General features: G+C 71.0%; 25 protein-coding genes, 1 tRNA gene, 1 pseudogene and 1 riboswitch. Of the genes and pseudogenes, 25 read left to right on the plus strand and 2 right to left on the minus strand.

Features of this window, described 5'->3' with window-relative positions:
• The first annotated feature begins 91 nt into the window (after positions 1 to 91).
• The 14 genes and pseudogenes from EGX94_RS12170 (at position 92) to EGX94_RS14125 (ending at position 13,266) form a co-directional block, all read left to right on the plus strand.
• The gene (locus EGX94_RS12170) at positions 92 to 823 is read left to right on the plus strand and encodes an NUDIX hydrolase (protein WP_021797226.1); all 732 of its coding nucleotides are present in this window, start codon (positions 92 to 94) and stop codon (positions 821 to 823) included.
• 187 nt (positions 824 to 1,010) lie between these two features.
• Positions 1,011 to 1,679: a succinate dehydrogenase cytochrome b subunit gene (locus tag EGX94_RS12175; RefSeq protein WP_028707239.1), complete on the plus strand. Its 669-nt coding sequence runs from the start codon at positions 1,011 to 1,013 to the stop codon at positions 1,677 to 1,679.
• Entirely contained in the window at positions 1,676 to 3,787 is a 2,112-nt protein-coding gene (locus tag EGX94_RS12180; protein ID WP_021797221.1) for a fumarate reductase/succinate dehydrogenase flavoprotein subunit, read from the plus strand. The genes EGX94_RS12175 and EGX94_RS12180 overlap by 4 nt, the downstream gene beginning before the upstream one ends.
• The gene (locus tag EGX94_RS12185; protein ID WP_021797211.1) at positions 3,784 to 4,542 is read left to right on the plus strand and encodes a succinate dehydrogenase/fumarate reductase iron-sulfur subunit; all 759 of its coding nucleotides are present in this window, start codon (positions 3,784 to 3,786) and stop codon (positions 4,540 to 4,542) included. Before EGX94_RS12180 ends, EGX94_RS12185 begins: the two co-directional genes overlap by 4 nt.
• 231 nt (positions 4,543 to 4,773) lie before the next feature.
• Positions 4,774 to 5,202: an Ig-like domain-containing protein gene (locus tag EGX94_RS12190; protein WP_021797239.1), complete on the plus strand. Its 429-nt coding sequence runs from the start codon at positions 4,774 to 4,776 to the stop codon at positions 5,200 to 5,202.
• 366 nt (positions 5,203 to 5,568) lie between these two features.
• Complete coding sequence (locus tag EGX94_RS12195; RefSeq protein ID WP_028707237.1) at positions 5,569 to 5,778, plus strand: hypothetical protein; 210 nt, start codon at positions 5,569 to 5,571, stop codon at positions 5,776 to 5,778.
• Positions 5,779 to 6,363: 585 nt separating this feature from the next.
• Complete coding sequence (locus EGX94_RS12200) at positions 6,364 to 6,873, plus strand: SpaA isopeptide-forming pilin-related protein (protein ID WP_123826371.1); 510 nt, start codon at positions 6,364 to 6,366, stop codon at positions 6,871 to 6,873.
• A 277-nt stretch (positions 6,874 to 7,150) separates the two neighbouring features.
• Complete coding sequence (locus tag EGX94_RS12205) at positions 7,151 to 7,438, plus strand: prealbumin-like fold domain-containing protein (protein WP_043121057.1); 288 nt, start codon at positions 7,151 to 7,153, stop codon at positions 7,436 to 7,438.
• 290 nt (positions 7,439 to 7,728) lie between these two features.
• Positions 7,729 to 8,067 (plus strand): annotated as a pseudogene (locus tag EGX94_RS14465) (cation:proton antiporter domain-containing protein); the annotation flags it as partial.
• Entirely contained in the window at positions 8,015 to 9,220 is a 1,206-nt protein-coding gene (locus EGX94_RS12215) for a cation:proton antiporter domain-containing protein (RefSeq protein WP_021797210.1), read from the plus strand. The pseudogene EGX94_RS14465 and the gene EGX94_RS12215, both read left to right, overlap by 53 nt.
• A 9-nt stretch (positions 9,221 to 9,229) precedes the next feature.
• Entirely contained in the window at positions 9,230 to 10,399 is a 1,170-nt protein-coding gene (dusB, locus tag EGX94_RS12220) for a tRNA dihydrouridine synthase DusB (protein ID WP_021797238.1), read from the plus strand.
• A 143-nt stretch (positions 10,400 to 10,542) separates the two neighbouring features.
• Positions 10,543 to 11,625 carry an HD domain-containing protein gene (locus tag EGX94_RS12225; protein WP_043121072.1) on the plus strand — a complete coding sequence of 361 codons (1,083 nt, stop codon included), beginning with the start codon at positions 10,543 to 10,545 and terminating at the stop codon, positions 11,623 to 11,625.
• 871 nt (positions 11,626 to 12,496) lie between these two features.
• Entirely contained in the window at positions 12,497 to 12,829 is a 333-nt protein-coding gene (locus EGX94_RS13945; protein ID WP_021797216.1) for a DUF4213 domain-containing protein, read from the plus strand.
• A 185-nt stretch (positions 12,830 to 13,014) separates the two neighbouring features.
• Complete coding sequence (locus tag EGX94_RS14125) at positions 13,015 to 13,266, plus strand: Rossmann-like domain-containing protein (RefSeq protein WP_021797231.1); 252 nt, start codon at positions 13,015 to 13,017, stop codon at positions 13,264 to 13,266.
• A 9-nt stretch (positions 13,267 to 13,275) separates the two neighbouring features.
• On the opposite strand, the gene EGX94_RS12235 is transcribed toward EGX94_RS14125, so the two are convergent.
• Positions 13,276 to 13,851: a GNAT family N-acetyltransferase gene (locus EGX94_RS12235; RefSeq protein ID WP_021797206.1), complete on the minus strand. Its 576-nt coding sequence runs from the start codon at positions 13,849 to 13,851 to the stop codon at positions 13,276 to 13,278.
• 103 nt (positions 13,852 to 13,954) lie between these two features.
• Positions 13,955 to 14,077, plus strand: a riboswitch (FMN riboswitch).
• A gap of 155 nt (positions 14,078 to 14,232) precedes the next feature.
• On the opposite strand from EGX94_RS12235, the gene ribD reads away from it, so the two are divergent.
• The 8 genes from ribD (at position 14,233) to EGX94_RS12275 (ending at position 20,521) form a co-directional block, all read left to right on the plus strand.
• Positions 14,233 to 15,279 (plus strand): bifunctional diaminohydroxyphosphoribosylaminopyrimidine deaminase/5-amino-6-(5-phosphoribosylamino)uracil reductase RibD, encoded by a 1,047-nt coding sequence (gene ribD / locus EGX94_RS12240; protein WP_051383768.1) that lies wholly within the window; start codon positions 14,233 to 14,235, stop codon positions 15,277 to 15,279.
• Positions 15,261 to 15,914 carry a riboflavin synthase gene (locus EGX94_RS12245; protein ID WP_021797227.1) on the plus strand — a complete coding sequence of 218 codons (654 nt, stop codon included), beginning with the start codon at positions 15,261 to 15,263 and terminating at the stop codon, positions 15,912 to 15,914. Before ribD ends, EGX94_RS12245 begins: the two co-directional genes overlap by 19 nt.
• The gene (gene ribA / locus EGX94_RS12250; protein ID WP_021797219.1) at positions 15,911 to 16,552 is read left to right on the plus strand and encodes a GTP cyclohydrolase II; all 642 of its coding nucleotides are present in this window, start codon (positions 15,911 to 15,913) and stop codon (positions 16,550 to 16,552) included. The genes EGX94_RS12245 and ribA overlap by 4 nt, the downstream gene beginning before the upstream one ends.
• A gap of 11 nt (positions 16,553 to 16,563) precedes the next feature.
• A complete protein-coding gene (gene ribH / locus EGX94_RS12255) occupies positions 16,564 to 17,070 on the plus strand; it encodes a 6,7-dimethyl-8-ribityllumazine synthase (protein ID WP_021797235.1) in 507 nt (168 codons plus the stop codon).
• A gap of 25 nt (positions 17,071 to 17,095) precedes the next feature.
• On the plus strand, positions 17,096 to 18,970 hold the full coding sequence (gene dnaG, locus EGX94_RS12260) for a DNA primase (RefSeq protein WP_021797233.1): 1,875 nt from the start codon (positions 17,096 to 17,098) through the stop codon (positions 18,968 to 18,970).
• A gap of 112 nt (positions 18,971 to 19,082) precedes the next feature.
• On the plus strand, positions 19,083 to 19,820 hold the full coding sequence (locus tag EGX94_RS12265) for a sigma factor (RefSeq protein ID WP_021797208.1): 738 nt from the start codon (positions 19,083 to 19,085) through the stop codon (positions 19,818 to 19,820).
• Between the two features lie 30 nt (positions 19,821 to 19,850).
• Positions 19,851 to 20,360, plus strand: a complete 510-nt coding sequence (locus EGX94_RS12270) for a hypothetical protein (RefSeq protein WP_021797232.1) — start codon at positions 19,851 to 19,853, stop codon at positions 20,358 to 20,360.
• An 88-nt stretch (positions 20,361 to 20,448) separates the two neighbouring features.
• A tRNA-Asn gene (locus EGX94_RS12275) sits at positions 20,449 to 20,521 on the plus strand.
• A 148-nt stretch (positions 20,522 to 20,669) separates the two neighbouring features.
• Here EGX94_RS12275 and EGX94_RS12280 read toward each other — a convergent pair.
• Positions 20,670 to 21,437 carry an IclR family transcriptional regulator gene (locus EGX94_RS12280; protein ID WP_028707226.1) on the minus strand — a complete coding sequence of 256 codons (768 nt, stop codon included), beginning with the start codon at positions 21,435 to 21,437 and terminating at the stop codon, positions 20,670 to 20,672.
• Positions 21,438 to 21,713: 276 nt separating this feature from the next.
• Here EGX94_RS12280 and dapA point away from each other — a divergent pair, with 276 nt between their 5' ends.
• The 3 genes from dapA to EGX94_RS12295 all read left to right on the plus strand — a co-directional run bounded on the left by dapA (position 21,714) and on the right by EGX94_RS12295 (position 25,414).
• Positions 21,714 to 22,601 carry a 4-hydroxy-tetrahydrodipicolinate synthase gene (gene dapA, locus EGX94_RS12285; protein ID WP_028707225.1) on the plus strand — a complete coding sequence of 296 codons (888 nt, stop codon included), beginning with the start codon at positions 21,714 to 21,716 and terminating at the stop codon, positions 22,599 to 22,601.
• A gap of 103 nt (positions 22,602 to 22,704) precedes the next feature.
• On the plus strand, positions 22,705 to 24,054 hold the full coding sequence (locus tag EGX94_RS12290; RefSeq protein ID WP_021797237.1) for a gluconate:H+ symporter: 1,350 nt from the start codon (positions 22,705 to 22,707) through the stop codon (positions 24,052 to 24,054).
• 31 nt (positions 24,055 to 24,085) lie between these two features.
• On the plus strand, positions 24,086 to 25,414 hold the full coding sequence (locus EGX94_RS12295) for an enolase C-terminal domain-like protein (protein ID WP_021797228.1): 1,329 nt from the start codon (positions 24,086 to 24,088) through the stop codon (positions 25,412 to 25,414).
• The last annotated feature ends 64 nt before the right edge of the window (positions 25,415 to 25,478 follow it).

Raw genomic sequence — 25,478 nt, forward strand, 5'->3', positions numbered from 1 at the left:
GGATCGCTGCCGATCAAGTTACTGCTCATGAGTCGATAACATAGCTTAATATCGTCTCTGAGTCGAAAATTCGGGGCGGTACCATCATGCCGTGTCGAACGAGCCCTTCCGCGATGGTCATGGCGTGGCGAAGTTCCGCCATGAGGTCATCGCCGTGATCCTCCGCGTGTCGCCGGTCGGGGGCGCGCGGCTCGAGGTGCTGGTCTGGCGCCGGACCCGTGAACCCTTCACCGGCAGGCTCGCCCTGCCCAGCGGCCCGGTCGACGCGGGGGAGACGATGGACGAGGCCCTGGAGCGGCACTTGGCGACGAAGCTCGACCTGACCGACCTGGGGCACTGCGAGCAGCTCGTGACCCTGTCCGACCCCGGGCGCGACCCCTTCGAGCGCACCATCGCCACCGCCTACGTCGGGCTCGTCGGGCCGTCCGTCGAGCCCGGCGGCGACTCGGCAGGCCGCTGGGAGCCCCTCGCGGGGCTGGGTGGGATGGCTTTCGACCACCGCCGCATCGTCACGGCGGCCCTGGGGCGGGTGCGGGCCAAGCTGTCGTACACCAACATCGCGTACGCCCTGGCCCCGGCCGAGTTCACCCTCGCGCGGCTGCGCGACCTGTACATCGAGGTGCTCGGCCACGACGTCGACGCGACGAACCTGGGCCGCGTCCTGGGCAGACGGGGCGAGATCGTCGCGACGGGCCGCCTGTCGACCCCCGGGGCCGGTGGAGGGCGGCCCGCCCGCACCTATAGGTTTGGATCATCCGGCTACCGCGTGACGGACCCGTTTGCGGTTCTCAGACCAGTGAATCCGGTCGCCCCGACCGAATAGGTCTGCAAATCGTCCCAAAGGTGCGTCCCGATGCCGCGTGCCCCCGGCGAAGGGCATATGGTAGGACCAATTCATCACCCGATTGGAGTAACCCATGAGCGTCACCGAGAAGGCGCGAGGACAGGGGGACACGGTCGTCCGGCAGAAGCTGAACCAGCATCCGTCGAACGTGACCCTGAAGCTGATCATGGCCGCCACCGGCACGATCTTCGTTCTCTTCGTCTTTGTCCACATGGTCGGCAACCTCAAGCTGTTCCTCGGCGCCGAGGACTACAACGCGTATGCGGCCTTCCTGCGCACCTTCCTCTTCCCGTTCCTGCCCTACGAGGGTCTGCTCTACGTCATGCGCCTGGCGCTCGGCGTCTGCCTGATCCTGCACGTGTGGGCCGGTCTGACGATCTACGTCCGCGGTCGCAGGGCCCGCGGCGGGTTCTCCCGCAAGGGCATGAAGAAGAAGGCCTGGTTCGCCAAGTACATGGTCGTCGAGGGCGTCCTGCTCCTCGCGTTCATCATCGTCCACCTGCTCGACCTCACCATCGGCCGCGGCCTCGCGCCCTCCCGGTTCCAGGAGGCCACCCACGAGATGGTCGGCAACGAGATGGTCGTCCACGCGCACGCCTACGAGAACCTTGTCGCCAGCTTCTCCCGCCCGTGGATGGCGATCTTCTACACGGTCATCATGATCGTCGCCGCGCTGCACATCGGCCAGGGCGGCTGGAACGCCGTCAACGACTTCGGCGGCACCGGCCCGCGTCTGCGCAAGATCTGGCTCATCGCCTTCCTGCTCATTGCGCTCATCATCATGGTCTGCAATGGCGCCCTGCCCATGCTCGTCCTGTCTGGGGTGATCTCATGACCAACATCATCAAGAACGTCATCGGCGCGGTCGCCGAGAAGCTCGACGTCACGCCGCCGGCGGGCGCGACCCCGGTTCCGGCCCCCGCGGCCGCCGGGCACGACCCCAGCCGCCCCCTCGTCCGTCCGAACGACGCCCCGCGCAAGCGCGACGTGCTCGGCCCGGCGCAGAAGGCCGCAGGCTACGAGGTGGGCCCCGAGCTCGACGCCCACGTCCCCGAGGGAGATCCGCTGACCGCCTGGAGCCGTCGTCAGGACGAGTACAGGCTCGTCAACCCGGCCAACCGTCGCAAGATGAAGATCATCATCGTCGGCACCGGCCTGTCGGGCTCCGGCGCGGCGGCCACGCTCGGCCAACTCGGCTACGACGTCGACTGCTTCTGCTTCCACGACTCGCCGCGGCGCGCCCACTCGGTGGCCGCCCAGGGCGGCATCAACGCGGCCCGCGCCCGCAAGATCGACGGCGATTCGCTCAAGCGCTTCGTGAAGGACACGGTCAAGGGCGGCGACTACCGCGGTCGCGAGGCCGACGCCGTGCGCCTCGGCATCGAGTCCGTCAAGGTCATCGACCACATGTACGCCATCGGCGCCCCGTTCGCCCGCGAGTACGGCGGCCAGCTGGCCACCCGCTCGTTCGGCGGCGTGCAGGTCTCCCGCACCTACTACACGCGCGGCGAGACCGGCCAGCAGCTCGAGGTGGCCTGCTCGCAGGCGCTCCAGGAGCAGGTCGACGCCGGCACCGTGAAGATGCACAACCGCATGGAGATGCTCGACCTCGTCGTGGCCGACGGCCGCGCCCAGGGCATCGTCACCCGCGACCTGCTCACCGGCGAGGTCCGCGGCTGGACCGCTCACGTCGTCGTGCTGTGCACCGGCGGCTACGGCTCGGTCTACCACTGGTCGACGCTGGCCAAGGGCTCGAACGCCACCGCCACGTGGCGCGCGCACCGTCACGGCGCCTACTTCGCCAGCCCCTGCTTCCTCCAGTTCCACCCGACCGCCCTGCCGGTCAGCCAGCACTGGCAGTCCAAGACCACGCTCATGAGCGAGTCGCTGCGCAACGACGGCCGCATCTGGGTGCCGAAGAAGCCCGGCGACGACCGTCCCGCCAATGACATCCCCGAGAACGAGCGCGACTACTACCTGGAGCGCAAGTACCCGTCGTTCGGCAACCTGACCCCCCGCGACGTCGCCTCCCGCAACGCCCGCACGCAGATCGACTCCGGCCACGGCGTCGGCCCGCTGCACAACTCGGTGTACCTGGACTTCAAGGACGCCATCAGCCGTCTCGGCAAGGAGACGATCAAGGAGCGCTACGGCAACCTGTTCGACATGTACCTCGACTGCACGGGCGAGAACCCGTACGAGGTGCCCATGCGCATCGCCCCCGGCGCCCACTTCTCGATGGGCGGCCTGTGGGTCGACTTCGACCAGATGAGCAACATCCCCGGCCTGTTCGTGGGCGGTGAGGCGTCGAACAACTACCACGGTGCGAACCGCCTGGGCGCCAACTCGCTCCTGTCGGCCAGTGTCGACGGCTGGTTCACCCTGCCGCTGGCGGTGCCGAACTACCTCGCCGGGTTCGTCGGCAAGCCGGTCCTGTCCACCGAGGCCCCCGAGGTGCGCGAGTCGATCGCCTACGTCGAGGACCGCATCAACAAGCTGACGAGCAACAACGGCACTCGTCGTCCCGAGTGGTTCCACCGCCGCCTCGGCGACATCCTCTACGAGGGCTGCGGCGTGAGCCGCGACGAGGCCGGTCTGAGCAGGGCCCTCGGCGAGATCCGGGAGCTGCGCGAGGAGTTCTGGCGCGACGTCACGGTCGTCGGCTCCGACGACCGTCTCAACCAGGAGCTCGAGAAGGCGGGCCGGGTGGCCGACTTCCTCGAACTGGCCGAGGTCATGGTCCTCGACGCCCTCGACCGCCGTGAGTCGGCCGGTGCGCACTTCCGCACCGAGTACGCCACCCCGGAGGGCGAGGCCAAGCGGAACGACGACGAGTGGTGCGCCGTGTCCGCGTGGGAGACCCGTCCCGACGGCACCCATGTCCGCCACAGCGAACCGCTCAACTTCTCGCTGATCGATCTGCAGGTGAGGGATTACCGATGAAGGTCACACTCGATATCTGGCGTCAGGACGGACCCGACGCCGAGGGGTACTTCGAGACCCATGTCATGGAGGACGTCGAGCCCGAGCTCAGTCTCCTCGAGATGCTCGATCAGCTCAACGACGAGATCGTCGGGGCCGGCGGCGAGCCGATCGTCTTCGAGTCGGACTGCCGTGAGGGTGTCTGCGGATGCTGCGGCTTCCTCGTCAACGGCAAGCCGCACGGCCCGCTGGCCAACACGCCGGCCTGCCGTCAGCACCTGCGCTCGTTCCCCGAGGTCACGCACTTCACGATCGAACCCTTCCGCTCGGCGGCCTTCCCGGTCATCCGCGACCTCGCGATCGACCGTTCGGCCCTCGACGAGCTCGTCCAGGCCGCCGGCCACGTGAACGTCATGACCGGCACCGCCCCGGACGCCGACACCGTGCCGCAGGACCACCTGACATCCGAGCAGGCCATGGACTACGCCATCTGCATCGGCTGCGGCGCCTGCGTCGCCGCCTGCCCGAACGGCTCGGCCATGCTGTTCGCGGGCGCCAAGCTCGCTCACCTGGCCAAGATGCCGCAGGGCAGGCAGGAGCGCAGCCGTCGGGCCCGCAAGATGGTCTCGATGCTCGACGAGAACTTCGGCCCCTGCTCACTGTACGGCGAGTGCGCCGTGTCCTGCCCGGCGGGCATCTCCCTGGCGGCCATCGCCACGGTGAACAAGGAGCGCTGGCGCTCCGTCCTGCGCGGGCGCCACTCGCGTGAGAACTGATCGCGACCATCGATCATCCTGAACGGAAGGGTCCGGTGCCGGAGCACCGGACCCTTCCGTCATCCGGTGTGTGAAAAGATTGAAAATCAAATTTACCTGAAGGGTGGAACGCCATGCTCCCGGGGCTGACAAGGCCGTCAACGTGTCCGCGAACCTGCTGCTCGCGGCGCCCTCCGCGGGCACTGATCAGCGCGTCGTCTGCTGGCTGCTGCACTCGGTGTCGCGCTCCTCATGACCATGCTCGCCGTACTCCAGGGGCACCGGGAGCCGGCCTTCGCGGAGCAGTCCTGCGCCGGCTCGTTCTCGGACGTCTCCTGGCGCGAGGGCGTCAGCGTGACCGACGACGGCGTAGCCGCCTTCGGCGGGGCCGCCACGGTCGTCTTCCACTGGTCGGTCAAGGAGGGCTCACGCGCTGGCGACTACTTCACCCTGCAGATCCCCGAACCCATCAGACGCGAGCGGACGCTCGCTCCGTTCTGGCTCGACTCGCCCACCGGTGAGCACATCGCCCGTGTGACCTGGGACGGGCAGACCACCAGGTTCACGTTGACGGACTACGTCGAGACCCACAGCAATGTCTCCGGGGATGCGAACTTCGGCGTCGACTGGCAGGGCGAGACCCGCCCCGGTGATTACCAGTTGAACTTTCGGGGGCTGTGACGGCAGCGGCGGCACCCTGCCCGCGCACCTGCTCCAGGAGCCCCCGCCGGGCTACTTCCAGAAGAACGGCAAGAGCGGCTCGGTCAGTGAGGCCGACTCCAACATCATCCGGTGGATCGGTCTCAACAGCGCCACCGCCGGCGACGTCCACGAGCCGACGGTCATCCACGACCCCGGTGGTGACGGCTATGTACTCGGCTGCGACGGGATGACCATCGCCGATCGCACCCCTCGCCGTACACGGGCATCGACGACGAGAACTACGTCGACACCGACCGCTGGTCCTGCCGGGAGGAGAACAGTGGGGTCACCGTCACCTTCGAACCGGATCGTTTCGGCCGATACGTCCGGTGGAACGAAGCACTGATGATCATCGTCAACGGGCGGCTGACCCCCGACTACAAGGACTGGGACCGCCTGCACAACGTGGTCGACGTCGACAACAGTCCTCAGGAGGCCAGTCGGCCCGATCCGGGCATGACGACGGACCACATGGAGGGCCTATGCCGAGGTGCCGCAATCCGGTGGTTCTGGAATCGGCGAGACCGCGACCTTCTCGATCATCAAGTACGCTGATGGCGACGGTCAGCCTGAGGCGGGCCAGGAGTTCGTCTTCGAGTACGAGTGCCTCGGAGACGACTTCATGCCGTTCTTCCCGACCACTGTCGGGGGAGCACCAACAAGGCATCGACGAAGTCCTCCGCCACGTGCACCATCCGCGAGAAGGACCTTCCCCCGGGAAGTGGCGGTGCGCTACTCGGTGGCCAATCCCGACAGCGGTGCAACGGTCGGCGACAACACGGCGACCCTGACCTTCGCCGACAACGCGCCTGCGGATGTGAAGGATCTGCGTCGTCAACACCTTCCCCGGAAACATCCCCATCTTCACCGCCGGGAGGAGGACCTCCGAGGACAGGGCGATCATCAACGGCGGCGACACCGAGCTGCACCGTCGGTACGCGGTGACTGCCCGCACCACCGGCCCCGCCGGCGGTGGCCTCCCCGAGATCATCGACCGTCCGGGGGTCCCCGGGGGGGGGGTTCCGGCTGGACGGCGTCGATGTCGATGGACAGCCGGCGGCCGCACTCGGCGGCGGTGCCTACCGACTCAGCTCGGGCGACCACCTGGATCCGGGGCAGGAGAAGCAGGACAGGATCACCGTGCACTATGCGGTGGAGCCCAATGCGATCACGGCGAGCGGACGGGATGCTCTCGGGAGTTGCGACGGCGGGAACGACTCGGATCCGACCAGGGGCCTCTGCAACAAGGTCACCATGGAGGACGATGCCGACGGCCCCGAGAACAACGATGCCTGCACCACCGCCGAGCTCCGCGGCTCCCTCTCCTGGGAGAAGGTCGATGCCGAGGGCAATCTGCTGGCGGGGTCGTCCTGGCAGATCCAAGGAGGCTACGACACCCAGAACTGGACGACGGTCGAGGGCTGCACCGGCGACTGCCGGCCGGGGGAGTGCGCGGACCAGGACCCCGAACCGGGGAGGTTCAGGATCGATGGGCTCGGCCTGTTCCACTACTGGATCAAGGAGCTGAACGCGCCCGAGGGCTACGACAAGTTCTCCACGGCCACCTGTGTCTTCCCCTCGATCAAGGTCGGTGGCTTGAGCGCGAGACTCGAGCCGCGCAGCACCGGGGGCAGTCCGAGGTCCTGCTGATCGATGACCGGGGAAGCCGAGCGCCGCGCCGGTCTGGATCGGGGCAGTCCGAGGATCCTGCTGGTCAATGACCGGGGGCAGATCGTCAACAACCCCAAGGGCACGGTCGTGTGGAGGAAGAACGATGACTCCGGAAAGCCGCTGGCCGGCTCCGTCTGGCACGTCAGGGGCGGTGCGGGCAAGGTCGCCGTCGACGTGACCGACTGTGTCGCGGACAACGCTGACGGGTGCGGCAAGGATCCCTGCGCGGACCAGGACCCGGCTCCGGGCTCGATTCATGGTGAAGGGGCTGACCGCCGCACCAGCCTCCCCCTTCCACCTGAAGGAGGTGCAGGCGCCGTCCGGCTACGTGACCGACGAGAAGGAGCACGAGTTCAAGACCGACCCGTTGACCCGTCGGTACGAGTTCAGCGATGCCTTCGTCAACAAGGAGTTCGGGGCGCGACCCCTGCCCCCGACCGGCGGCGGCCCGGCCCGTGATCTTCTCCTGATCACTGGCGGTCTGCCCCTGGCCGGATCCTCGGTGTCCGCCCTCATGAAGCGCCGCAGGCAGCGGCTCGGCTGAACATGGAGGTGATCGGAACGCCGGCGGGGCGGGCGCCTCATGAGGTTCGGGCCCACCCTCACGTGACGGACGGAGGGCCAGGACATGCGGCTGATCCCACCGCCTGGATCTAACGGTACCACGCATCAGGACCCTCGTTCTCCGCACGTCCTCGGGCGGGTGCGTCGAGGTCGGGGCCCCGTCGTCTCCGGGCGGTGGACGGATCCGCCCCCGACGCGGCCGGCGCGTGGATCCTGGAGGCCGTGTCCGTCATGCTCCCCATCGCCGTCGTCGCCCTGTTCGTCATCGCGATGAGCGAGCGATTGGCCGATCGGGCGGGCGTCGTCGCCCCGGTGCTGCTCCTGGTCCTCGGCACCGGGGTCGCAGCGATCCCGGCCGTGCCCGCCATGCACGCGGACCCCGACATCATCCTCGAGGTCATCCTGCCCGGGCTCCTCCACGCCTCGGCCGTCAAGATGCCGATGCCCGAGTTCCGACGCAACCTGGGCCCGATCGCCACCCTGTCGGTGCTGCTCGTGGCGCTCTCGGCGGTGGTCGTCGGGACTGTCCTCCACACGCTCGTGCCCGGGCTGGGACTTGCCGCCGCCATCGCCCTGGGCGCCGTCGTCAGCCCGACCGACGCCGTCGCCACGTCGATCGTCCGCCGGGCCGGCGTCAGCCAGCGCATCATCGCCGTGCTCGAGGGCGCTCGAGGCCGCCCAGCGGTCGACGAACCAGGCCACCTGGGCCGAGATCTCCCTCGTGCTCGAGTCGAGCGTCTTCCTGCTCATGGGGCTCCAGCTGCCCGCGGCCCTGGCCGACGAGCAGGACGTGCCGCCGACGCGGGCCGTCGTCCTGGCGCTCCTGCTCGTCGTCCGGGCGCTCGTCGTCGCGCTCATGCTCGCCGCGGCCAGGCACCGTTCGTCCCGGCACGTGAGGCGCAGGCCGGCCGTCGAGCGCGCCCTCATGACGGTCTGGCACAACCAGCGCGAGCACCACGCCTCGCGTCGGAGCCGCCGCAGGGTGGTGCGCCTCATCCGGCGCATGGAGCGGACGCTGTCGGACATCGACTACTACGTGCAGGAGCGCCTCGGCACCCGGGAGGGCGCGACCATCGGCTGGGCCGGCATGCGGGGCGCCGTGACCGTCGCCGCCGCGCAGACGCTGCCGAGCGGGCTGCCCGGGCGCACGGCGATGATCCTCATCGCCTTCTGCGTCGCCGCGATCTCCCTCGGGATGCAGGGCGGCACTCTGGGGCGCTTCGTCGCCGGGGTGCACCCGGCCGCCGCCGCTCCGGTCTTCGCCGAGGAGAGGGCCGAGCTGCACCGGGTCATGCGCGAGGCGGCGCTGCGGGTGCCGGTGCCCGAGGAGCTGCGGGAGGCCCTCGACGACCTGTGCGCGGCCGCCGCGCACGGCGGTGGCGGCGAGGGGGCCGACGAGGAGACCGAGCTCGTCTCCCGAGCCCAGAACCTGCTGGGCAGGGCCGGCGCCGCCGGGCGGCTCCCCGCCGACCGGCGGCTCGCCGAACTGGCCGGCCGGCACGCCCTCGAGGTCATCGACGCCCAGCGGAAGGCTCTGCTCGCGGTGAACCGGACGGGCCGGTACAGCCCCGCGGCCCTGACGGGCATGCTCCGCATTCTCGACGCCGACCAGGCGGGCCTGGAGCTGCGCGCAGGCAGGTGTAAGCGTGCGCGCGGTCCTGCGGTCGGTCCCCGCGGTGTGAGCCGGCACCGCTGCTCCTCGACGCCGGAGCGCCGCCCCGCCGGCCGGGGCGTCCGCGCCACCATGACCGACGGCACCTAGACTTGCCTGGTGATTCCGGCCGAACCGCTCGTCCTCCGCTCGCCTTCGGGCGGGCGCGTCGAGGCGGGGACCCCCGTCGTCCTGGCGCCGATGGCCGGCGTGACGAACGCGGCCTTCCGCACGCTGTGCCGGGAGCAGGGGGCGGGGCTCTACCTCTGCGAGATGATCACGAGCCGCGGCCTCGTGTGCGGCGACCGCCGGACCGACGCCATGCTCACCTTCTTCGACGAGGAGCGCATCCGCAGCGTCCAGACCTACGGCACGAACCCGCCGGTCGTCGCGCGGGCCGTCGAGCTGCTGTGCACCCGTCACGGCGCCGCCCACGTCGACCTCAACCTCGGATGCCCGGTGCCCAAGGTCACGCGCAAGGGCGGCGGGGGAGTCCTGCCCTGGAAGACCGGGCTCGTGCGCGAGATCATCACCGCCGCCGTCCGCGCCGGCGACCGGCACGGCGTGCCTGTGACCGTCAAGACCCGCATCGGCATCGATGAGGGGCACACCACGTGGCGCGACATCGCCGACATCGCTCAGGAGGCCGGCGCCGCCGCCATCTGTCTCCATGCGCGCACCGTCGAGGAGGCCTACTCCGGCCATGCCCACTGGGACGTCATCGCCGAGCTCGTCGATCGGGTCGACATCCCCGTGCTCGGCAACGGCGACATCTGGGAGGCCAGCGACGCGGTGTCCATGATGGAGCGCACCGGCTGCGCCGGCGTCGAGATCGGGCGGGGCTGTCTCGGTCGCCCCTGGCTGTTCGCCGACCTCTCCGCGGCGATGACCGGCGTCGAGCGCCTGACCCTGCCCACGTTGGGCGAGATCTGCCGGGTCGTGCGCCGTCACGGTGAGTTGCTGGCCCGCCAGATGGGCGGGAGGAGTGGCCTCACCGACCTGCGCAAGCACATGGCCTGGTACTTCAAGGGCTTCCCCGTCGGGGGCGAACTGCGCCACGCGCTCGGCATGATCGACTCCTTCGAACGCCTCGACGAACTGCTGGCCTCACTCATCGACGAGGCCGGCGTGGACTGCCCCTACCCGGTCCGCGAGCTGGGCCGCCCTCGCGGGCGCCAGGGCTCGGCGCGCCGCAGAGTGGCCATGCCGACCGGCTGGCTGGACGACCGCGACGGGCGCGACCTCGACCTGTCCGACGCCGAGCTGGGCTACTCCGGCAGGATCGCCTGAGCCTCCCCGGGCGCCCCGCGGCTCGCGACCGCAATGTCGGCGCCCGCCGCCATACTGGGACCATGACGAGCAGCAGCGAGCAGGCCGGCGACGGCGGTCGCGTCCCGGTCCCCACCGCGCGCGCCAGGGCGTGGGCCACCACCATGAGCGGACACGAGCACGAGGTCGACGGCGACGGCGTCGTGCGTCCCCACGCGGACTCCCACCTGCGGATCGGCTGCGGCGAGCCCATCGGGCGGCTCGCCCGCGAGGAGCTCGAGGCCGCGACGCTGCGCGAGGGCGCGGCCCGCTCGCACGGCGCCGGCGACAGGGCCCGCCCCGAGGCCCCCGACGCCGAGCGCACCTGCTTCGAGCGCGACCACGACCGCATCGTCCACTCCACCAGCTTCCGGCGCCTGGCGGGCAAGACGCAGGTCGTCGTCTACCCGACCGACCACCAGCGCACCCGCCTCACCCACGCCATCGAGGTCGCCCAGGTCGCCGGCTCCATCGCCCGGGGCATCGGGGCCAACATGGCGCTGACCGATGCCATCGCCCTGGGCCACGACTGCGGCCACGGCCCCGGCGGGCACGCCTCCGAGGAGGCCTTCGACGTCTTCCTGCCCGAGGGCTTCGACCACGGCCCGTGGGGTGCCCGGGTGGCCCTCGCCGGGCTCAACTTGTGCGCCGAGACCCTCGACGGCATCGCCAGGCACTCCTGGTCGAGCCCGGCGCCGTCCACCGTCGAGGGCGAGATCGTGAGCTGGGCCGACCGCATCGCCTACTGCGCCCACGACCTTGAGGACGCCCTGCGCGCCGGCATCGTCGATCCGGGCGACGTGCCCGGGCGGGTCGTCGACGTCATCGGGCTGCCCCTGCGCGAGCAGCTGTCCGCTCTCATCAGGGCGGTCGTCGACACCACCTGCCGCACCGGCGTCGTCGGCATGGACGCCCGCACCGCCGGGGCGCTGGCCGTGCTGCGTCGCTTCAACTACGAGCAGATCTACACGCGCCCGGAGTCGCTGGCCCAGTCGCACACGATGATCGAGGTGCTCCAGCAGCTCGTCTCGTACTACTTCCACCACCCCGACGACCTGCCCGCCGAGCACTGCGACCGCGACGACCCGATGCGCAGCGCCGTCACCTACGTCGCGGGCATGACCGACCGTTTCGCCTTCGACTGCGCCGAGTACCTGCTCGGCTGGGAGCCGGCCAGGTTGCCGCGGGGCATCGGCCACGGGGCCTGAGGATCGTCCCCGGTCCGCCGGGGCCCTCGTGCGGCGCTCAGGTGCGCAGCGTCCCGGCCAGATCCCTGGCAGGGGCCTCGCCGCGGTGACGAGCGCGTTCATCACGAGCACCGCCACCGACCCCCGGCGAGGTCCCGCTGACCACGGGAACCTGCGCGGCGCCGGCCCTGGAGGGCCGTGCTGCCGCCGAGCAGGACGCCGATGAAGGCCCCAGGCGCGTCACCAGACCCGCCCTCCGTGTCGTGCCGAGGGTGCATGAGCGATTCCCAGGCGACGGGGCGGGCGACGACGCCGATCGTCTCGGGCCGGATGGATCCGAGGGTGAGAGCCGCCGAGGACCTCGCACCCCTCGCACGGCGCGGTGAGGCCCGCTGCCCGTTCAGCGTGGGGTCCTCATCGCATTGCCGATGATGATGGAGCCGATCGGCACGATCGATGTGCCGTTCAGCGGGGCCGCGCCGGTGGCGAAGACGATCGCCATACCGTCTGGACCCCGCCGAGATCGTCGGCGCCGATCGGCTCCGGACCCGTCCGGTCGTCGTCCACGACGACGAACATCGCGAGGACGAACAGCACGACCGCCCCAGCCTCGTCACCGCAGCGACGACGATGAACGGGACGGCGAACGGTTGGATCACGGCGCGCACTGCGGCTGGCGGCACGGATCGGAGGAGGCCGAAGCGGCTGGCCCGGCGGTCAGCATCGTGAGGGCGACGAGCAACACCAGCGCCATGGCGGCCGGCCTGGCCCCGGATCGGCGGACACGTCCGGCTGTCCGCCCCAAGGCTCTGGGCGACGCCGTGTTTAATTAGGGTGGCCTCGTCTTCAATGTGATGGGCATCTGGACGGACGGGACGAAGGAGGGATGACGATGCCTGACGCATGGCGTGTCTACGAGGACCTCATCGCCGAGATTCCTCAGGACGTGGTGGTCGGGACGGTGAACGTCGGCGTCCGGGGGACCCGGGTGGTGAACTCCGCCGGGGGCGGCGGGATGGCTTGGACGATGGACCAGCGGTCGCGGCCCGAGATCTTCGAGGGGGCCGTGCTCGACGGTCTGCCGATGCGCACTGCGGCCGGGCTCGTCTGCAGCTGGAACCCTGCCGAGGCCTCCATCGGCCAGGCCTCCATCGACTCGTGGTACTCGCGTCCCGAGTCGGCCGCCGAGAAGGGCTTCGTCGCGACGGGGGAGGCCCTCGCCTGACAGCGGGTCTTCGCCCCCTGCGCGCAGGCCGTCGCCGGCAAGGGGGTGGCCGTCGTTGGGCACTTCGATTCCGCCCCGGAAGGCGCTGGAACGGGCCGCTGAATACTACTTGTCCGGAACGCGTCCCCCGGCCGGGCGATCACCCCGACACCGCCTGCGAGTACCTCCTGCCCGAGTGCGACTACGTGTTCATCTCGAGTTCGAGCTTCGTCGACAAGACCGCGCCGCGGCTGCTGGAGTTGTCACGCCGAGCTCACACCGTGCTCGTCGGCCCCTCCACGCCCTTGCCCCCGATGCTCTTCGACTACGGCGTTGACACCATTACCGGCTTCGTCGTCACCGACCCGTACCTGCTCGATCGGGCCTTGGCGGGCGTCGCCGTGAAGGCCATGTTTGAGGCCGGCCACCGCATCCACCGGGACCGCCCCGGCTCCTGACACCCGGGCTCAGCCATCCGGCGGCAGCCCCAGGCGTTCACGGAGCGTGCCGCGCACGCGCGGCCAGTCGCCGTCGGTGATCGAGAAGACCCGGGTGTCGACGGGCTCGCTGTGCGGGCCGCGCCGGAATGCCCGCGCCACCCCCTCCTCGGTCGCGCCGAGCGCGGCGATCGCCCTCGCGGAGCGCTCATTGCGCACGTCGCAGCGCAGGCCCACGCGCTGCACCTCGTAGACCGTGAAGGCGTACTCGAGCAGCAGATACTTGCACGACGGGTTCACCGTCGTGCCCTGAGCCGCCGGAAGGTAGAACGTCGAGCCGAGCTCCAGGCGCAGCGGCACGTGCATGTCGTAGAAGCAGGTGCGGCCCACGAGCTCGCCCCGGTACTCGACGCTGAAGACCACGGTGGCTGGGTCGGCGATCTTCTCCCCGTAGGCCCGGGCGAACTCCTGCGGGCTCGCGGGGAAGGGCGTGGCCATGCCCGCCCACATCCGCTCGTCGAGCAGCGGCTGGAGGGCCGCGCCGTCCTGCGCCCTCGCCGGGCGCAGACGCACCTCGCCCAGCTCCATGTGAATCTTGTGCCGCATGGGCCTCCCTCCGTCCGGACCGAGCCAACACTAGGCCTGCCGCCGCAGCCTTGCCACCGCCGGACGGTCCGCGGCGTCCGCCGGCGAGTGGCATACTTGCCCTGTCATGTCCCGGGGACGGTGGAACTCCGTACCGGCGGTGAGAGTCCGCGAACCGGCCAGTGGGCCGGCCGATCTGGTGGAATTCCAGGACCGACAGTCAGAGTCTGGAGGGGAGGCGCATGACGCCGGCGCGGCGCGCGGTCGCCGGCCGCCGAGCACCTCCCGTCGACGTCCCACGACCCCGGGCGAGGAAGCCTGGGAGGGGAACCGATGAGCCCGCAGACGGACCGGGGCGCCGGACAGGCGCGTCCCGCCGTGACGCGGCTCGAGGCGCGGGCCATGGACCTGGCGCTGCGGGCCGCCGCCGAGGGCGTCCGCGGCGCGAACCCACTCGTGGGAGCGGCGATCATCCACGACGGGCGGATCCTCGCCGTCGGTCGCCACAGGGGGGCGGGCACCCCGCACGCCGAGATCGACGCCCTGCGCGCCGTCCGTGAGCGCGGCGAGGACCCCCGTGGTGCCACCGCCGTCGTCACCCTCGAGCCCTGCAACCACACCGGGCGCACCGGCCCCTGCGCCCGGGCGCTCGTCGACGCCGGGATCGCCCGGGTCGTCTACGCCATGGCCGATCCGCATGCGGTCGCCTCGGGCGGTGCGGTCAGGCTCCGCGCGGCCGGCGTCGAGACCGTCGAGGGGCCGGGCGCCGGGCGCGCCCGCGAGCTCAACGAGCGCTGGCTGCTCGCCACGGCGCAGGGCCGTCCCTATGTGACGGCCAAGATCGCCCAGAGCCTCGACGGCCGTGTCGCCGCGGCCGATGGCACGAGCCAGTGGATCACCGGCCCCGAAGCGCGCCGCAGCGGACACGCCCTGCGCGCCCGCGCGGATGCCGTCCTCGTCGGCACCGGCACGGTGCTCGCCGACGACCCGAGGCTCACCGCCCGCGACGAGCACGACGCGCCGCTCGAGCACCAGCCCCTCCACGTCGTCATGGGCGCTCGCCCGGTCCCCGCCGGGGCCGCCCTGCGCGACGGCCCCTGGGTGCGGATCGCCGACCACGACCCGGCCCGGGTCCTCGCCGAGCTCGCCGACCGGGGCGTCGGGCACGTCCTGGTCGAGGGCGGCCCGTCCGTCACGAGCGCCTTCATCGGGGCCGACCTGGTCGACACGCTCGTCGTCCACGAGGCCCCCCTCATGCTTGGCCCCGGCGCCGGGGCCACCGACTCCCTGACCGTCGGGACGCTCGGCGAGGCCGTCCACTGGCGGCTGGACGGGCCCGTCCGCGTCCTCGGGGGGGACCTCGAGATCACTCTTCGACCCGCGCCCCGCCGCCCCCTGGCCGCGGAACCGTCAACCCCACTAGGAGAAGCATGTTCACCGGAATCGTGAATGGACTGGGAACCGTCGTCGAGCTCGACCCCGGCGCGGCCCCCGGCGTCGCGCGCCTGGTCGTCGACGCCCACGGCATCGCCGACGACCTGCCGGCCGGCGGCTCCATGGCCGTCAACGGCGTCTGCCTGACCTCGATCGCCGACCCCGCGCGTCCCGGCCTGTTCGTCGCCGAACTCATGGGCGAGACGATGGACCGCACCAGCCTCGGCCGGGTCGCCCCCGGCGACGCGGTCAACCTCGAGCGCTGCATGCCCGCGGACGGGCGTCTGGACGGCCACGTCGTCCAGGGCCACGTCGACGGCGCGGGCCGTGTGCTGTCGATCACCCCGCAGGGAGGGTGGACGACGCTGCGCGTCGGCGTCCCGGCGCGCCTGGGCCCGCAGATCGCGGAGAAGGGCGCCATCGCCGTGGACGGCGTCTCGCTCACCGTCACCGCGGTCGGCGCCCCCGACGACGGCGACGGCTGGTTCGAGGTCGGCCTCATCCCCAGCACCCTCACCGGAACCCGCCTCGGCCGACTGCGCGAGGGCGAGCTGGTGAACATCGAGACCGACGTCCTCGCCAAGTACGTGAGCCGGCTCATGGCCTTCGCGTCCGGGCCCGACGAGTCCTGCGCGGGGAACCGCACGTGAGCGCCCAGCGGATGGACGCCATGCCCGCCGAGGCCGCCATGACCGAGATCGCGCCGGGAGTGGAGTGCACCGACCCTGTCACGCTGCCCACCCAGTGGGGCACCTTCACCGCCCAGTGCTGGCGCATCAACGGCGTCGAGCACATGAGCCTCGTCTCGCCGATCGGGGCCGCCGGCGCCCCGCTCGTGCGCGTGCACTCCGAGTGCCTCACGGGCGACGTGCTCGGCTCCCACCGCTGCGACTGCGGCGAGCAGCTCCACGCCGCCATGGACAGGATCGCCGACGAGGGAGGGGCCCTCGTCTACCTGCGTGACCACGAGGGGCGGGGCATCGGCCTGTTCGACAAGCTCCGCGCCTACCGGCTCCAGGAGCAGGGGGCCGACACCGTGACGGCCAACGAGCTGCTCGGGCTGCCCGCCGAGGCGCGCGACTACGGGTCGGCCGCCACGATCCTGCGGGGCATCGGCATGACGAGCATCAGGCTGCTCACCAACAATCCCGCGAAGGCCGTCGGCCTGCGCGCCGCGGGCATCGAGGTGGTCGCCCTCGAGCCCGATCAGGTGCGAGCCCGGCCCGAGAACATCAGCTATCTGCGCACCAAGCGCGACCGCATGCACCACCTGCTGGACCTGGACTGAAGGAGGAAACCATGACCCGCACCGACGGGGCCCCGGCCAACGCCATCGACCTTCCCACCCTCACCGCCGACGCCGGCCTGCACGAGGACGGACGACCCGTGAGCGTCGCCATCGTCGCGGCCAGCTGGTACGACGAGATCATGGCCGGCCTCATCGCCGGCGCCGTCCGGGCCTGCGCCGACGCCGCCATCGAGCCCGACATCGTGCGGGTGCCCGGCAGCTTCGAGCTGCCGCTCGGCGCCCAGGCCGCCCTGCACGGCCACGACGCCGTCGTGGCCCTCGGCGTCGTCGTGCGCGGCGGCACCCCCCACTTCGACTACGTCTGCGAGGCCGCCACCGCCGGCCTCACCCGCGTCGGCCTGGACGCCGGCAAGCCCGTCGGCTTCGGCCTGCTGACCTGCGAGGACGCCGAGCAGGCCCGCGACCGCGCCGGGCTGCCCGGCTCCGCCAAGGACCACGGCTACGAGGCGACCGTCGCGGCGCTGCGCATGGTCGCCGTCGCCGAGGGCAGGGGCTGAGGGGCCGGACGCATAGAATTCGGGCATGGCCGGACGCATCAACGACGAGGACATCGCCCTCGTGAGAGAGCGCGCCCGGATCGACGAGGTCGTCGGCTCGTACGTCACGTTGCGCAACGCCGGCGGCGGCTCGCTCAAGGGCTTGTGCCCGTTCCACGACGAGAAGACCCCGAGCTTCCAGGTGACGCCGGCGCGCGGCCTGTTCTACTGCTTCGGCTGCGGCGAGGGCGGCGACGTCATCACCTTCATGGAGAAGATCGACAACCTCTCGTTCGGCGAGGCCGTCCAGGCCCTGGCCGACCGGACCGGCGTGCAGCTGCGCATCGTCGACGACGGCCGCCCGGCGGCGCCGCCCGGACAGCGGGTGCGCATCATGGAGGCCAACCAGGTGGCCGCCGACTTCTTCGCCACCCAGCTCGCCTCCCCCGAGGCCATCGAGGCCCGCCGCATGCTCGACGGGCGCGGCTTCGACCGCGCCGCCGCCCAGCGGTTCGGCGTGGGCTACGCCCCCAAGGACGGCCGGGCGCTGCACCGCCACCTGACGAGGGCGGGGTTCCGCGACGACGAGCTCGTCCGCGCCGGCCTCATCCGCGAGCACGGCGGCTGGGACTACTTCCAGGGCCGCGTCATCTGGCCCATCAAGGACTCGGGCCGCTCCGTCCTGGGCTTCGGCGCCCGCCGCCTCTACGACGACGACCGCCTGCCCGCCAAGTACATCAACACACCCGAGACCCCCGTCTACAAGAAGTCGCACGTCCTCTACGGCCTCGACCTGGCCCGACAGAACATCGGCAGGAAGCTCCAGGCCGTCGTCATGGAGGGCTACACCGACGTCATGAGCGCCCACCTGGCCGGCATCGACACGGCCGTCGCCGTCTGCGGCACCGCCTTCGGCGAGGACCACGCCCGCCTCCTCCAGCGCCTCATGGGCAACTCTGACGCGACGCGCGGGGAGGTCGTCTTCACCTTCGACGGCGACCGCGCGGGCCAGGCGGCGGCCCTCAAGGTCTACCGGCTCGACCGCTCCTTCACGACCCAGACCTACGTCGCCGTCGAGCCGGGGGGCCTCGACCCGTGCGACCTGCGGATGGCCCAGGGCGACGCCGCCGTCCGCGAGCTCATCGGGTGCCGCGAGCCCCTCTACCGGTACGTCATGGCCCGTACGATCGACGGCTACGACCTCGACCGCGCCGACGGCCGGGTCGCCGCCGTGCGCGCCGCGTCCGACATGATCACCTCGATCCGCGACTCCTCCCTGGTCAACCAGTACCTCCGCGATCTGTCGCACCTGGTGGGCATGGACCCCGACGAGGTGCGCCGGATCGTCAACGGCCAGCGCCGCCGCGGACCCCGCCGCCCCGGGCCCGAGCAGGCACCGGCGCGCATCGTCGAGCCCGGGCCCGTCATGCCCGCACCGGTGGGCCTGCCGTGGCCCGACCCGAGAGACCACCGCCTCGAGGTCGAGCGCGGCACCCTCAAGCTCATGCTCCAGTGCCCCACCCTGTTCGACACCGCCTGGAACGGCGTGACCGCCGACGACTTCACCCACCCGGCCCTGCGCGCCGTCTTCGAGGCGATCGCCGACACCGGCTACCGGCCCCAGGGCTGGGCGGAGCAGGTGCAGGCCGCGACGGCCGACCCGACGGCCCGGCAGCTCGAGGTGGCCCTGCTCGTCGAACCGCTGCTGCGCGAGGACCCGACCGAGCGCTACGCCGCCGCGTACACCGCCAAGCTGCGCATGCTCACCACGATGCGGCGCATCGACGACCTCAAGTCGCGGCTGCAGCGCACCAACCCGGTGACCGACGAGGCCGGCTACGACGCGATGTTCGACGAGATGCTGACCCTGGAGACGAGCCGTCAGAGGCTCGCCGAGACCAGCATCGGCTTCCTGGAGTGAGCCGTTAGCACGCACCGGGCGTGCCGGGGGCCTGTCCACAGGAAACGGTGTTGTCCGTTCCCCGGCATCCACAGCGCTGGAGCCGCCCGGCGGCCGCCGTGAGGCTGGGGCCATGGATGCCATCGACGTCATCGAGAACGAACCGAGCAGGCTCGGGGCCGAGCAGGAGGTCGCCCTGGCGAAGGCCATCGAGGCCGGCCTCTACGCCCGATGCTGCCTGACCAGGGGCCTGTGGGGCGCCGACGCCAGCGCCGCCGAGCTGGAACTGGTCGCCGAGCAGGGCGAACACGCCCTCCTCGTCTTCCACCGGGCCAACATGGCCATGGTGCGCCGCATCGCGCGCAAGTGGGACAAGCCGGGCGTGGCGGAGCTCGACGAACTCGTCGCCGAGGGCTCCGCCGCCCTGGTCGAGGCGATCCACCGCTGGGACTGGCGCCGCGGGGCCCGCTTCAGCACCCTCGCCTGGCTCATCGTCGCCCAGCGCGTCGGCGCCCTCGGCGCCCAGGAGCACAGCGCGGGCATGGGCGGGCGCGCGCTCGCCAGGAGCCTGTCCGGCGCGGACGGCGAGCCGCTGCGCCTGAGCTCCCTGTGGACGAGCAGCCCCGACGTCGGCGAGCGCCTCGCCGCCGAGTACCACGACGAGACCGGCGCCGGCATCGAGTGGATCGCCGCCCTGCCCGGCGACGAGCGACGCGTGCTCGTCATGGCCTTCGGTCTGGACGGCCACGGGCCCAGGACGCTCGCGCAGATGAGCCTCGCCATGGGCGTGAGCGTGGCCAGCGTGGCGCGCACCAAGCGCCGCGCCCTGGAGCGGGGCCGGCGACTCGCCGCGCAGGCGAGTGCCGCCTGAACCCGGCCCGGCGGCGGCCACAATGGGGTCATGCGCATGACCGGACACGACGCAGCCCCTCCCACCCGCGAGGAGCTCCGGCAGCTGCGCGCGCTGCGGGGCCGCGCCCCGCACGTCATCGCCCACGGGCGGGGCGAGGGCGTGCTCGCCGTGGCCCTGCGCGACGCGCTCGCCGTCCGTCGCGAGGGACGGTGGAGCCAGGTCGGCTGGCAGAGCATCCAGCACGGCTCGTGGGCCGAGGACGAGGGCCGTCTGGCGTGGGAGCTCGTCGACGGAACCCGGGACGCCGTCGTGCTCCCCGGCGCCGGCCTGCTCCCCGGCGCCTTCATGGAGCGCGTGCAGGCCTCGGTCCTCGTCCAGGAGCGGGTCGAGGTCCCCGGCGGAGGATCGGTCGTGCTCAGCGGCCGCCGCAACCCCGATGGCACGGGCGGGGTCACGTGGATGGCCGAGCCCTCGGCCAGGGTCGCCATGGACGACCCGGCGGTGCAGGAGTTCATCGTCGGCCAGGGCGAACGGCTGGCCGCCGAGTACGGCCTGTGACGGCGCCGGCCCCGATTTTTGTTTCGGGTGGGCTGCTGGTAGCGTGTTTTCACGCGCCGGACGCCTCGGGCACGAAGCGTCGGGCCGATCCCCTGTAGCTCAATCGGCAGAGCATCTGACTGTTAATCAGAGGGTTACTGGTTCGAGTCCAGTCGGGGGAGCAGAGCGAGGCCCGGTCCGTTGCGAACTGGGCTTTTTCTGTCGGCTCCCGCGCACCTCGCAGGCGGTTTCCCGCGGTCGCCGGGCTGTCGGCCGTGCCGTCCTCCCGGTGGGGCGCCGCAGCCGGTGACCTCGGGCGTGCGCGGGGGATCAGGAGCGCAGGGGAGCCTGGGCGACCGCCCGTTCGGCGGCGAGCCGCATCGCTGCGACGATCTCGTCCTCCCGCTGCTGGGTCCAGCGCGAGGCGGGGATCGAGCAGGAGATCGCATCGGTCACGGGCTCGGTGTACGGCAGGGCCAGCGCGATGCACCGCAGGCCCGTCGTGCTCTCCTCGTTGTCGATGGCGTAGCCGCGCAGGCGAGTCGCCCTCATCTCGGCCTCGAAGGCCTCCGTGTCGGTGATGGAGCGGGGCGTGAGCTGCTCGAACGTGGCGGGGACGAGTTCGGGCCGCTCGGCGAGAACGGCCTTGCCGAGCCCCGTCGCGGTGGCGGGCATGCGCCGTCCCACGCGCGAGTAGGGACGGATGTCCTGGCGGGACTCCTGGGTGACGAGGTAGACGATCCTGTCGGTGTCGATGCGTCCGAGATGGAAGGTCTCGTCGAACTGGGTGGCCAGGTCGGTCAGGAGCGGGCCGACGATCCTCACATGGGGATCGGCGTCGATGTAGGAGGTGCCCGTGATGAGTGCTCTGAGGCCGAGGGAGTACCCCTCGGAGCCATCGGTCTGCACCCAGCCACGTGCCTGAAGCGTCCTGAGGATCGCGTACACGGACGACCGCGGGGCGTCCAGTGCCTGTGCCATCTCGTTCAGCCGGGGCGGGTTCGCCCGGCGGCGCGCGAGGAACTCGAGGAGTTCGATCGCCCGGCCCGCGGACTTCACGTCGCGCACACCACCTGTCGCGTCGTGAGTGCTCGTCATGGGGATCCTTTCACCGGTGGCGTCCGCCCGCGGAAGGCCTCTCGCCGTCTCGTCCCGTCGCGAGGACGGGCCGAATGGCGTTGGACGCGTCAACACGATAGCCCGATCCCTTGTCGGCTCTCGATTCGTGCGCGTGTCGCGTGACGACTGTCCCCGATGGTCGATGAGTGTTCTCCTCTTAAGACGTATGTCTACAAATGTGGACATGAGTCTACGAAAAGGCTAGGCTTGGCACGACGCGAACGCATCATCGGCGATGCGGGAAGGGAGACGGTCATGCCGTTCAGGCCCCACGGGATCATCCCGGCCCTCGTGACCCCCCTCGACAGGGACGGCGAGCTCTTGGAGCAGGGCTTGCGGGATCTGCTCGACTACACGATCTCCAACGGGGTGCACGGGGTCTTCGTCCTCGGATCCTCCGGCGAGATCTACGGGTTGTCGGAGGTCCAGAAACGCCGCGTCGTCGAGATCACCGTCGAGCACGTGGCCGGCCGGGTGCCGATCTACGCCGGCGCCTCCGAGATCACGACGCGCGACTGCATCGCGACGGCGCACATGGTCCAGAGCGTCGGGGGAGTGCAGGCCCTGTCGGTCCTCACCCCCTACTTCATGACGCCGACCCAGTCGGAACTCGTCGAGCACTACCGGGCGATCGCCGCCGAGACGGATCTCCCGATCCTCGTCTACTCGAATCCGGGCCGTACCCAGGTGCCGGTGACGCTCTGCACGGTCCTCGAGCTGGCCGAGGTCGACAACATCATCGGGGTCAAGGACTCGGCCGGCGACATGACCCTGACCGCTGACTACATCCGCGAGGCGCCGGAGGGCTTCAGCGTCCTCATGGGCCGCGACACCCTCATCTACCCCGCCCTTGCCATGGGCGCCGATGGTGCGATCGCCTCCACCGCGAACATCGCGCCACGACTGCTCGCCGGTCTGTACGACAGCTTCGTGGCCGGCGACCGGGCCCGTGCACTCGAACTGCAGGAGCGCCTCTCCCCGCTGCGCAACCTCGTCGACAAGGCGACCTTCCCGGTCGTTCTCAAGGAGGGCCTGAGGTGTGCGGGCGTGGAGGCCGGGTACTGCTTCGCGCCGGCCCGTGAGCTCGACGAGCAGTACCGCGAAGCGCTGCGCACGGCGGTCCGCGCCGTCACCGCCGGCTGAGCGGGCTCGTCCGCCCCGGTCCACAACCGCAAACTGCATCACCGGACGCGTCGCGGGACGCAGCGCGGCTTCCCGCACCTCCGGCTCACGTTGGGAGGACTCCATGCCCCTCGTCATTCTCGCCGTTGGCATAGCACTCTTGCTGCTGCTCATGCTCGTCTTCAAGCTCAACGGCTTCATCTCACTCGTCCTCGTCGCCGTCGTGGTCGGTCTCCTGCAGGGGCTGCCCTTCATCAGCGGTGACAGCGACGACGTCACGGTGATGAGTTCGATCGTCGACGGCGTCGGCGGACAGGTCGATGACCTCATCCTCATCCTCGGCTTCGGCGCGATGCTCGGGGTCCTCATGGCCGACATGGGCGCCGCGAACCGGCTGGCCACCACGCTCATCCGCGGTTTCGGCGTGCAACGCGCCCAGCTGGCCATCATCATCGTGGCCTTCCTCGTCGGCGTCGTCCTGTTCTGGGAGACGGCGTGGATCATCCTCATCCCGATCGTCTTCGCCGTCGCCCGGCAGGAGAAACTGTCCATCATGTGGCTGGCCATGCCGCTGGCGATCGCGCTGTCCTCGATGCACTCCTTCCTGCCACCGCACCCCGGGCCGACCGCGGTGGCGGGCATCTACGAGGCCTCGATCGGCAAGACCCTGCTCTTCGGGCTCATCATCGCCCTGCCCGTCGGCCTCGTGGTCGCCCTCGTCTGGCCCCGGCTCGGTTTCGTCCGCAACGTCACCGCGACCGCCCCCGAGGGGCTCGTGAGCGAGAAGGAGTTCACCGACGAGACCATGCCTGGCTTCGGGGTCTCGCTCGGCATCACGGCCCTGCCCGTCCTCCTCATCGCGGGATCGGCCGTCTTCGAGCTGGGACTCGGCGAGGATCACATCATCACCCGGGTGTTCGCCGCGATCGGCGACGCCCCGGTCGCCCTCCTCATCGGGCTCCTCGCCGCGATCTGCTACTTCGCGCTGGTGCGCAGGGTGCCGATGGACACCCTCATGGGTTCGTGCAGCTCCTCCATCAAGTCCATCGCGATGATCATCTTCATCATCGGCGCGGGCGGCGCCTTCAAACAGGTCCTCCAGGCCGGCGGCATCTCCGACTACATCATCGGGCTGACCGGCGGGTGGGACGTCTCCCCGATCATTCTCGCCTGGGCGATCGCGGCCCTCATGCGCATCGCCCTCGGCTCGGCGTCGGTGGCCGTGGTGGCCGCCGCCGGCATCGCCCAGCCCCTGGTGGCCGCGGGGGCCGTCAGCCCGGAACTCATGGTGCTGGCCACGGCGTGCGGTTCCGTCATCGCCTCACATCTCAACGATCCGGGGTTCTGGATGTTCAAGGAGTTCCTCGGCCTGTCGGTCAAGGACACCCTCAAGGTGCGGACCACCTACACGACGGTGCTCGCCGTCCTCGGCCTGGCCGGCTGCCTGCTCCTGAGCCTCTTCATCCACGCATGAGCCGCACCCCCAGCAGAGGAGGAACAAGTCCATGAAGGCTCCCACCATTGTCAAGGCCGACGTCTACCCGGTCGCCGGACACGACTCGATGCTCCTCAACCTGGCCGGCGCCCACCAGCCCTGGTTCACGCGCGACGTCGTCGTCCTCACCGATTCGGAGGGCCGCCTCGGCCTCGGGGAGGTCCCCGGGGCACGACGCATCACGACGGCGATCAGGGATGGGTTCGCCGCCGTCATCGGCCGGCCCGTCACGAGCCACCGGAGGATCCTGCGCGATGTCGCCCGTGCCGTGGCCGGGCGCGACGACACCACCGCCTTCTGGACCTTCGAGCGCACGGCGATCCACGCCGTGACGGCGATCGAGGCGGCCCTGCTCGACCTCTTCGGCCAGCTCGTGGGTCTTCCGGTGGCCGAGCTGCTCGGTGAGGGGCAGCAGCGCGACGAGGTCCGGGTCCTCGGCTATCTCTTCTTCGTCGCCGACCCGGACAGGACCGACCTGGACTACCTGCGTGAGGACGACGGCGACTGCCAGTGGTACCGGCTGCGCCGCGAGGAGGCGCTCACGCCCGAGGCCATCGTCCGGCAGGCCGAGGCCGCCCACGAGGAGTACGGCTTCCGCGACTTCAAGCTCAAGGGCGGGGTCCTGGAACCCGAGCAGGAGGTCGAGGCCGTCACGAGGCTCAAGGAGCGGTTCCCGCAGGCGCGCATCACCCTCGACCCCAACGGCTGCTGGTCGCTGGACCGGGCCGTCGAGCTGTGCGCACCGCTGCTCGGCGTGCTCGCCTACGCCGAGGATCCCTGCGGCGCCGAGGACGGCTTCTCCGGCCGCGAGACCCTGGGCGAGTTCCGCCGTCTGACCGGCATGCCCACCGCCACGAACATGGTCGCCACGACCTGGCGCGAGATGGCCTCGACGCTGCTGCTCCAGGCGGTGTCGATCCCGCTGGCCGACCCGCACTTCTGGACGATGCAGGGCTCGGTGCGGGTGGCGCAGCTGTGCCACGACATGGGGCTGACCTGGGGCTGCCACTCGAACAACCACTTCGACATCTCCCTGGCGATGGCCGTCCAGTGCGGTGCGGCGGCCCCGGGGGAGTACAACGCGCTCGACACGCACTGGATCTGGCAGGAGGGGGTCGAGCGGCTGACCGTCTCCCCGCCGGTCATCGCCGACGGCGTGGTGCGTGTCCCCGATCGGCCGGGTCTGGGCGTCGAGCCGGACATGGACCGGATCCTGGCCGCCCACGAGTCGTACCGGGAGAGGATCGCCGGCTCCGGGGCCCGTGACGACGCGATCGGCATGCAGTACCTCATCCCCGGCTGGACCTTCGACCCGAAGAAGCCGGCCCTCGTCAGATGAGAGCACCGTCGGCCGGCGCGGGCGGAATCCGGAAGGGCCGCACGATGGCAGCCGTGTCCGCCGT

The organism is Propionibacterium acidifaciens (assembly GCF_003798325.1).
Taxonomy (GTDB): Bacteria; Actinomycetota; Actinomycetes; order Propionibacteriales; family Propionibacteriaceae; genus Propionibacterium; species Propionibacterium acidifaciens.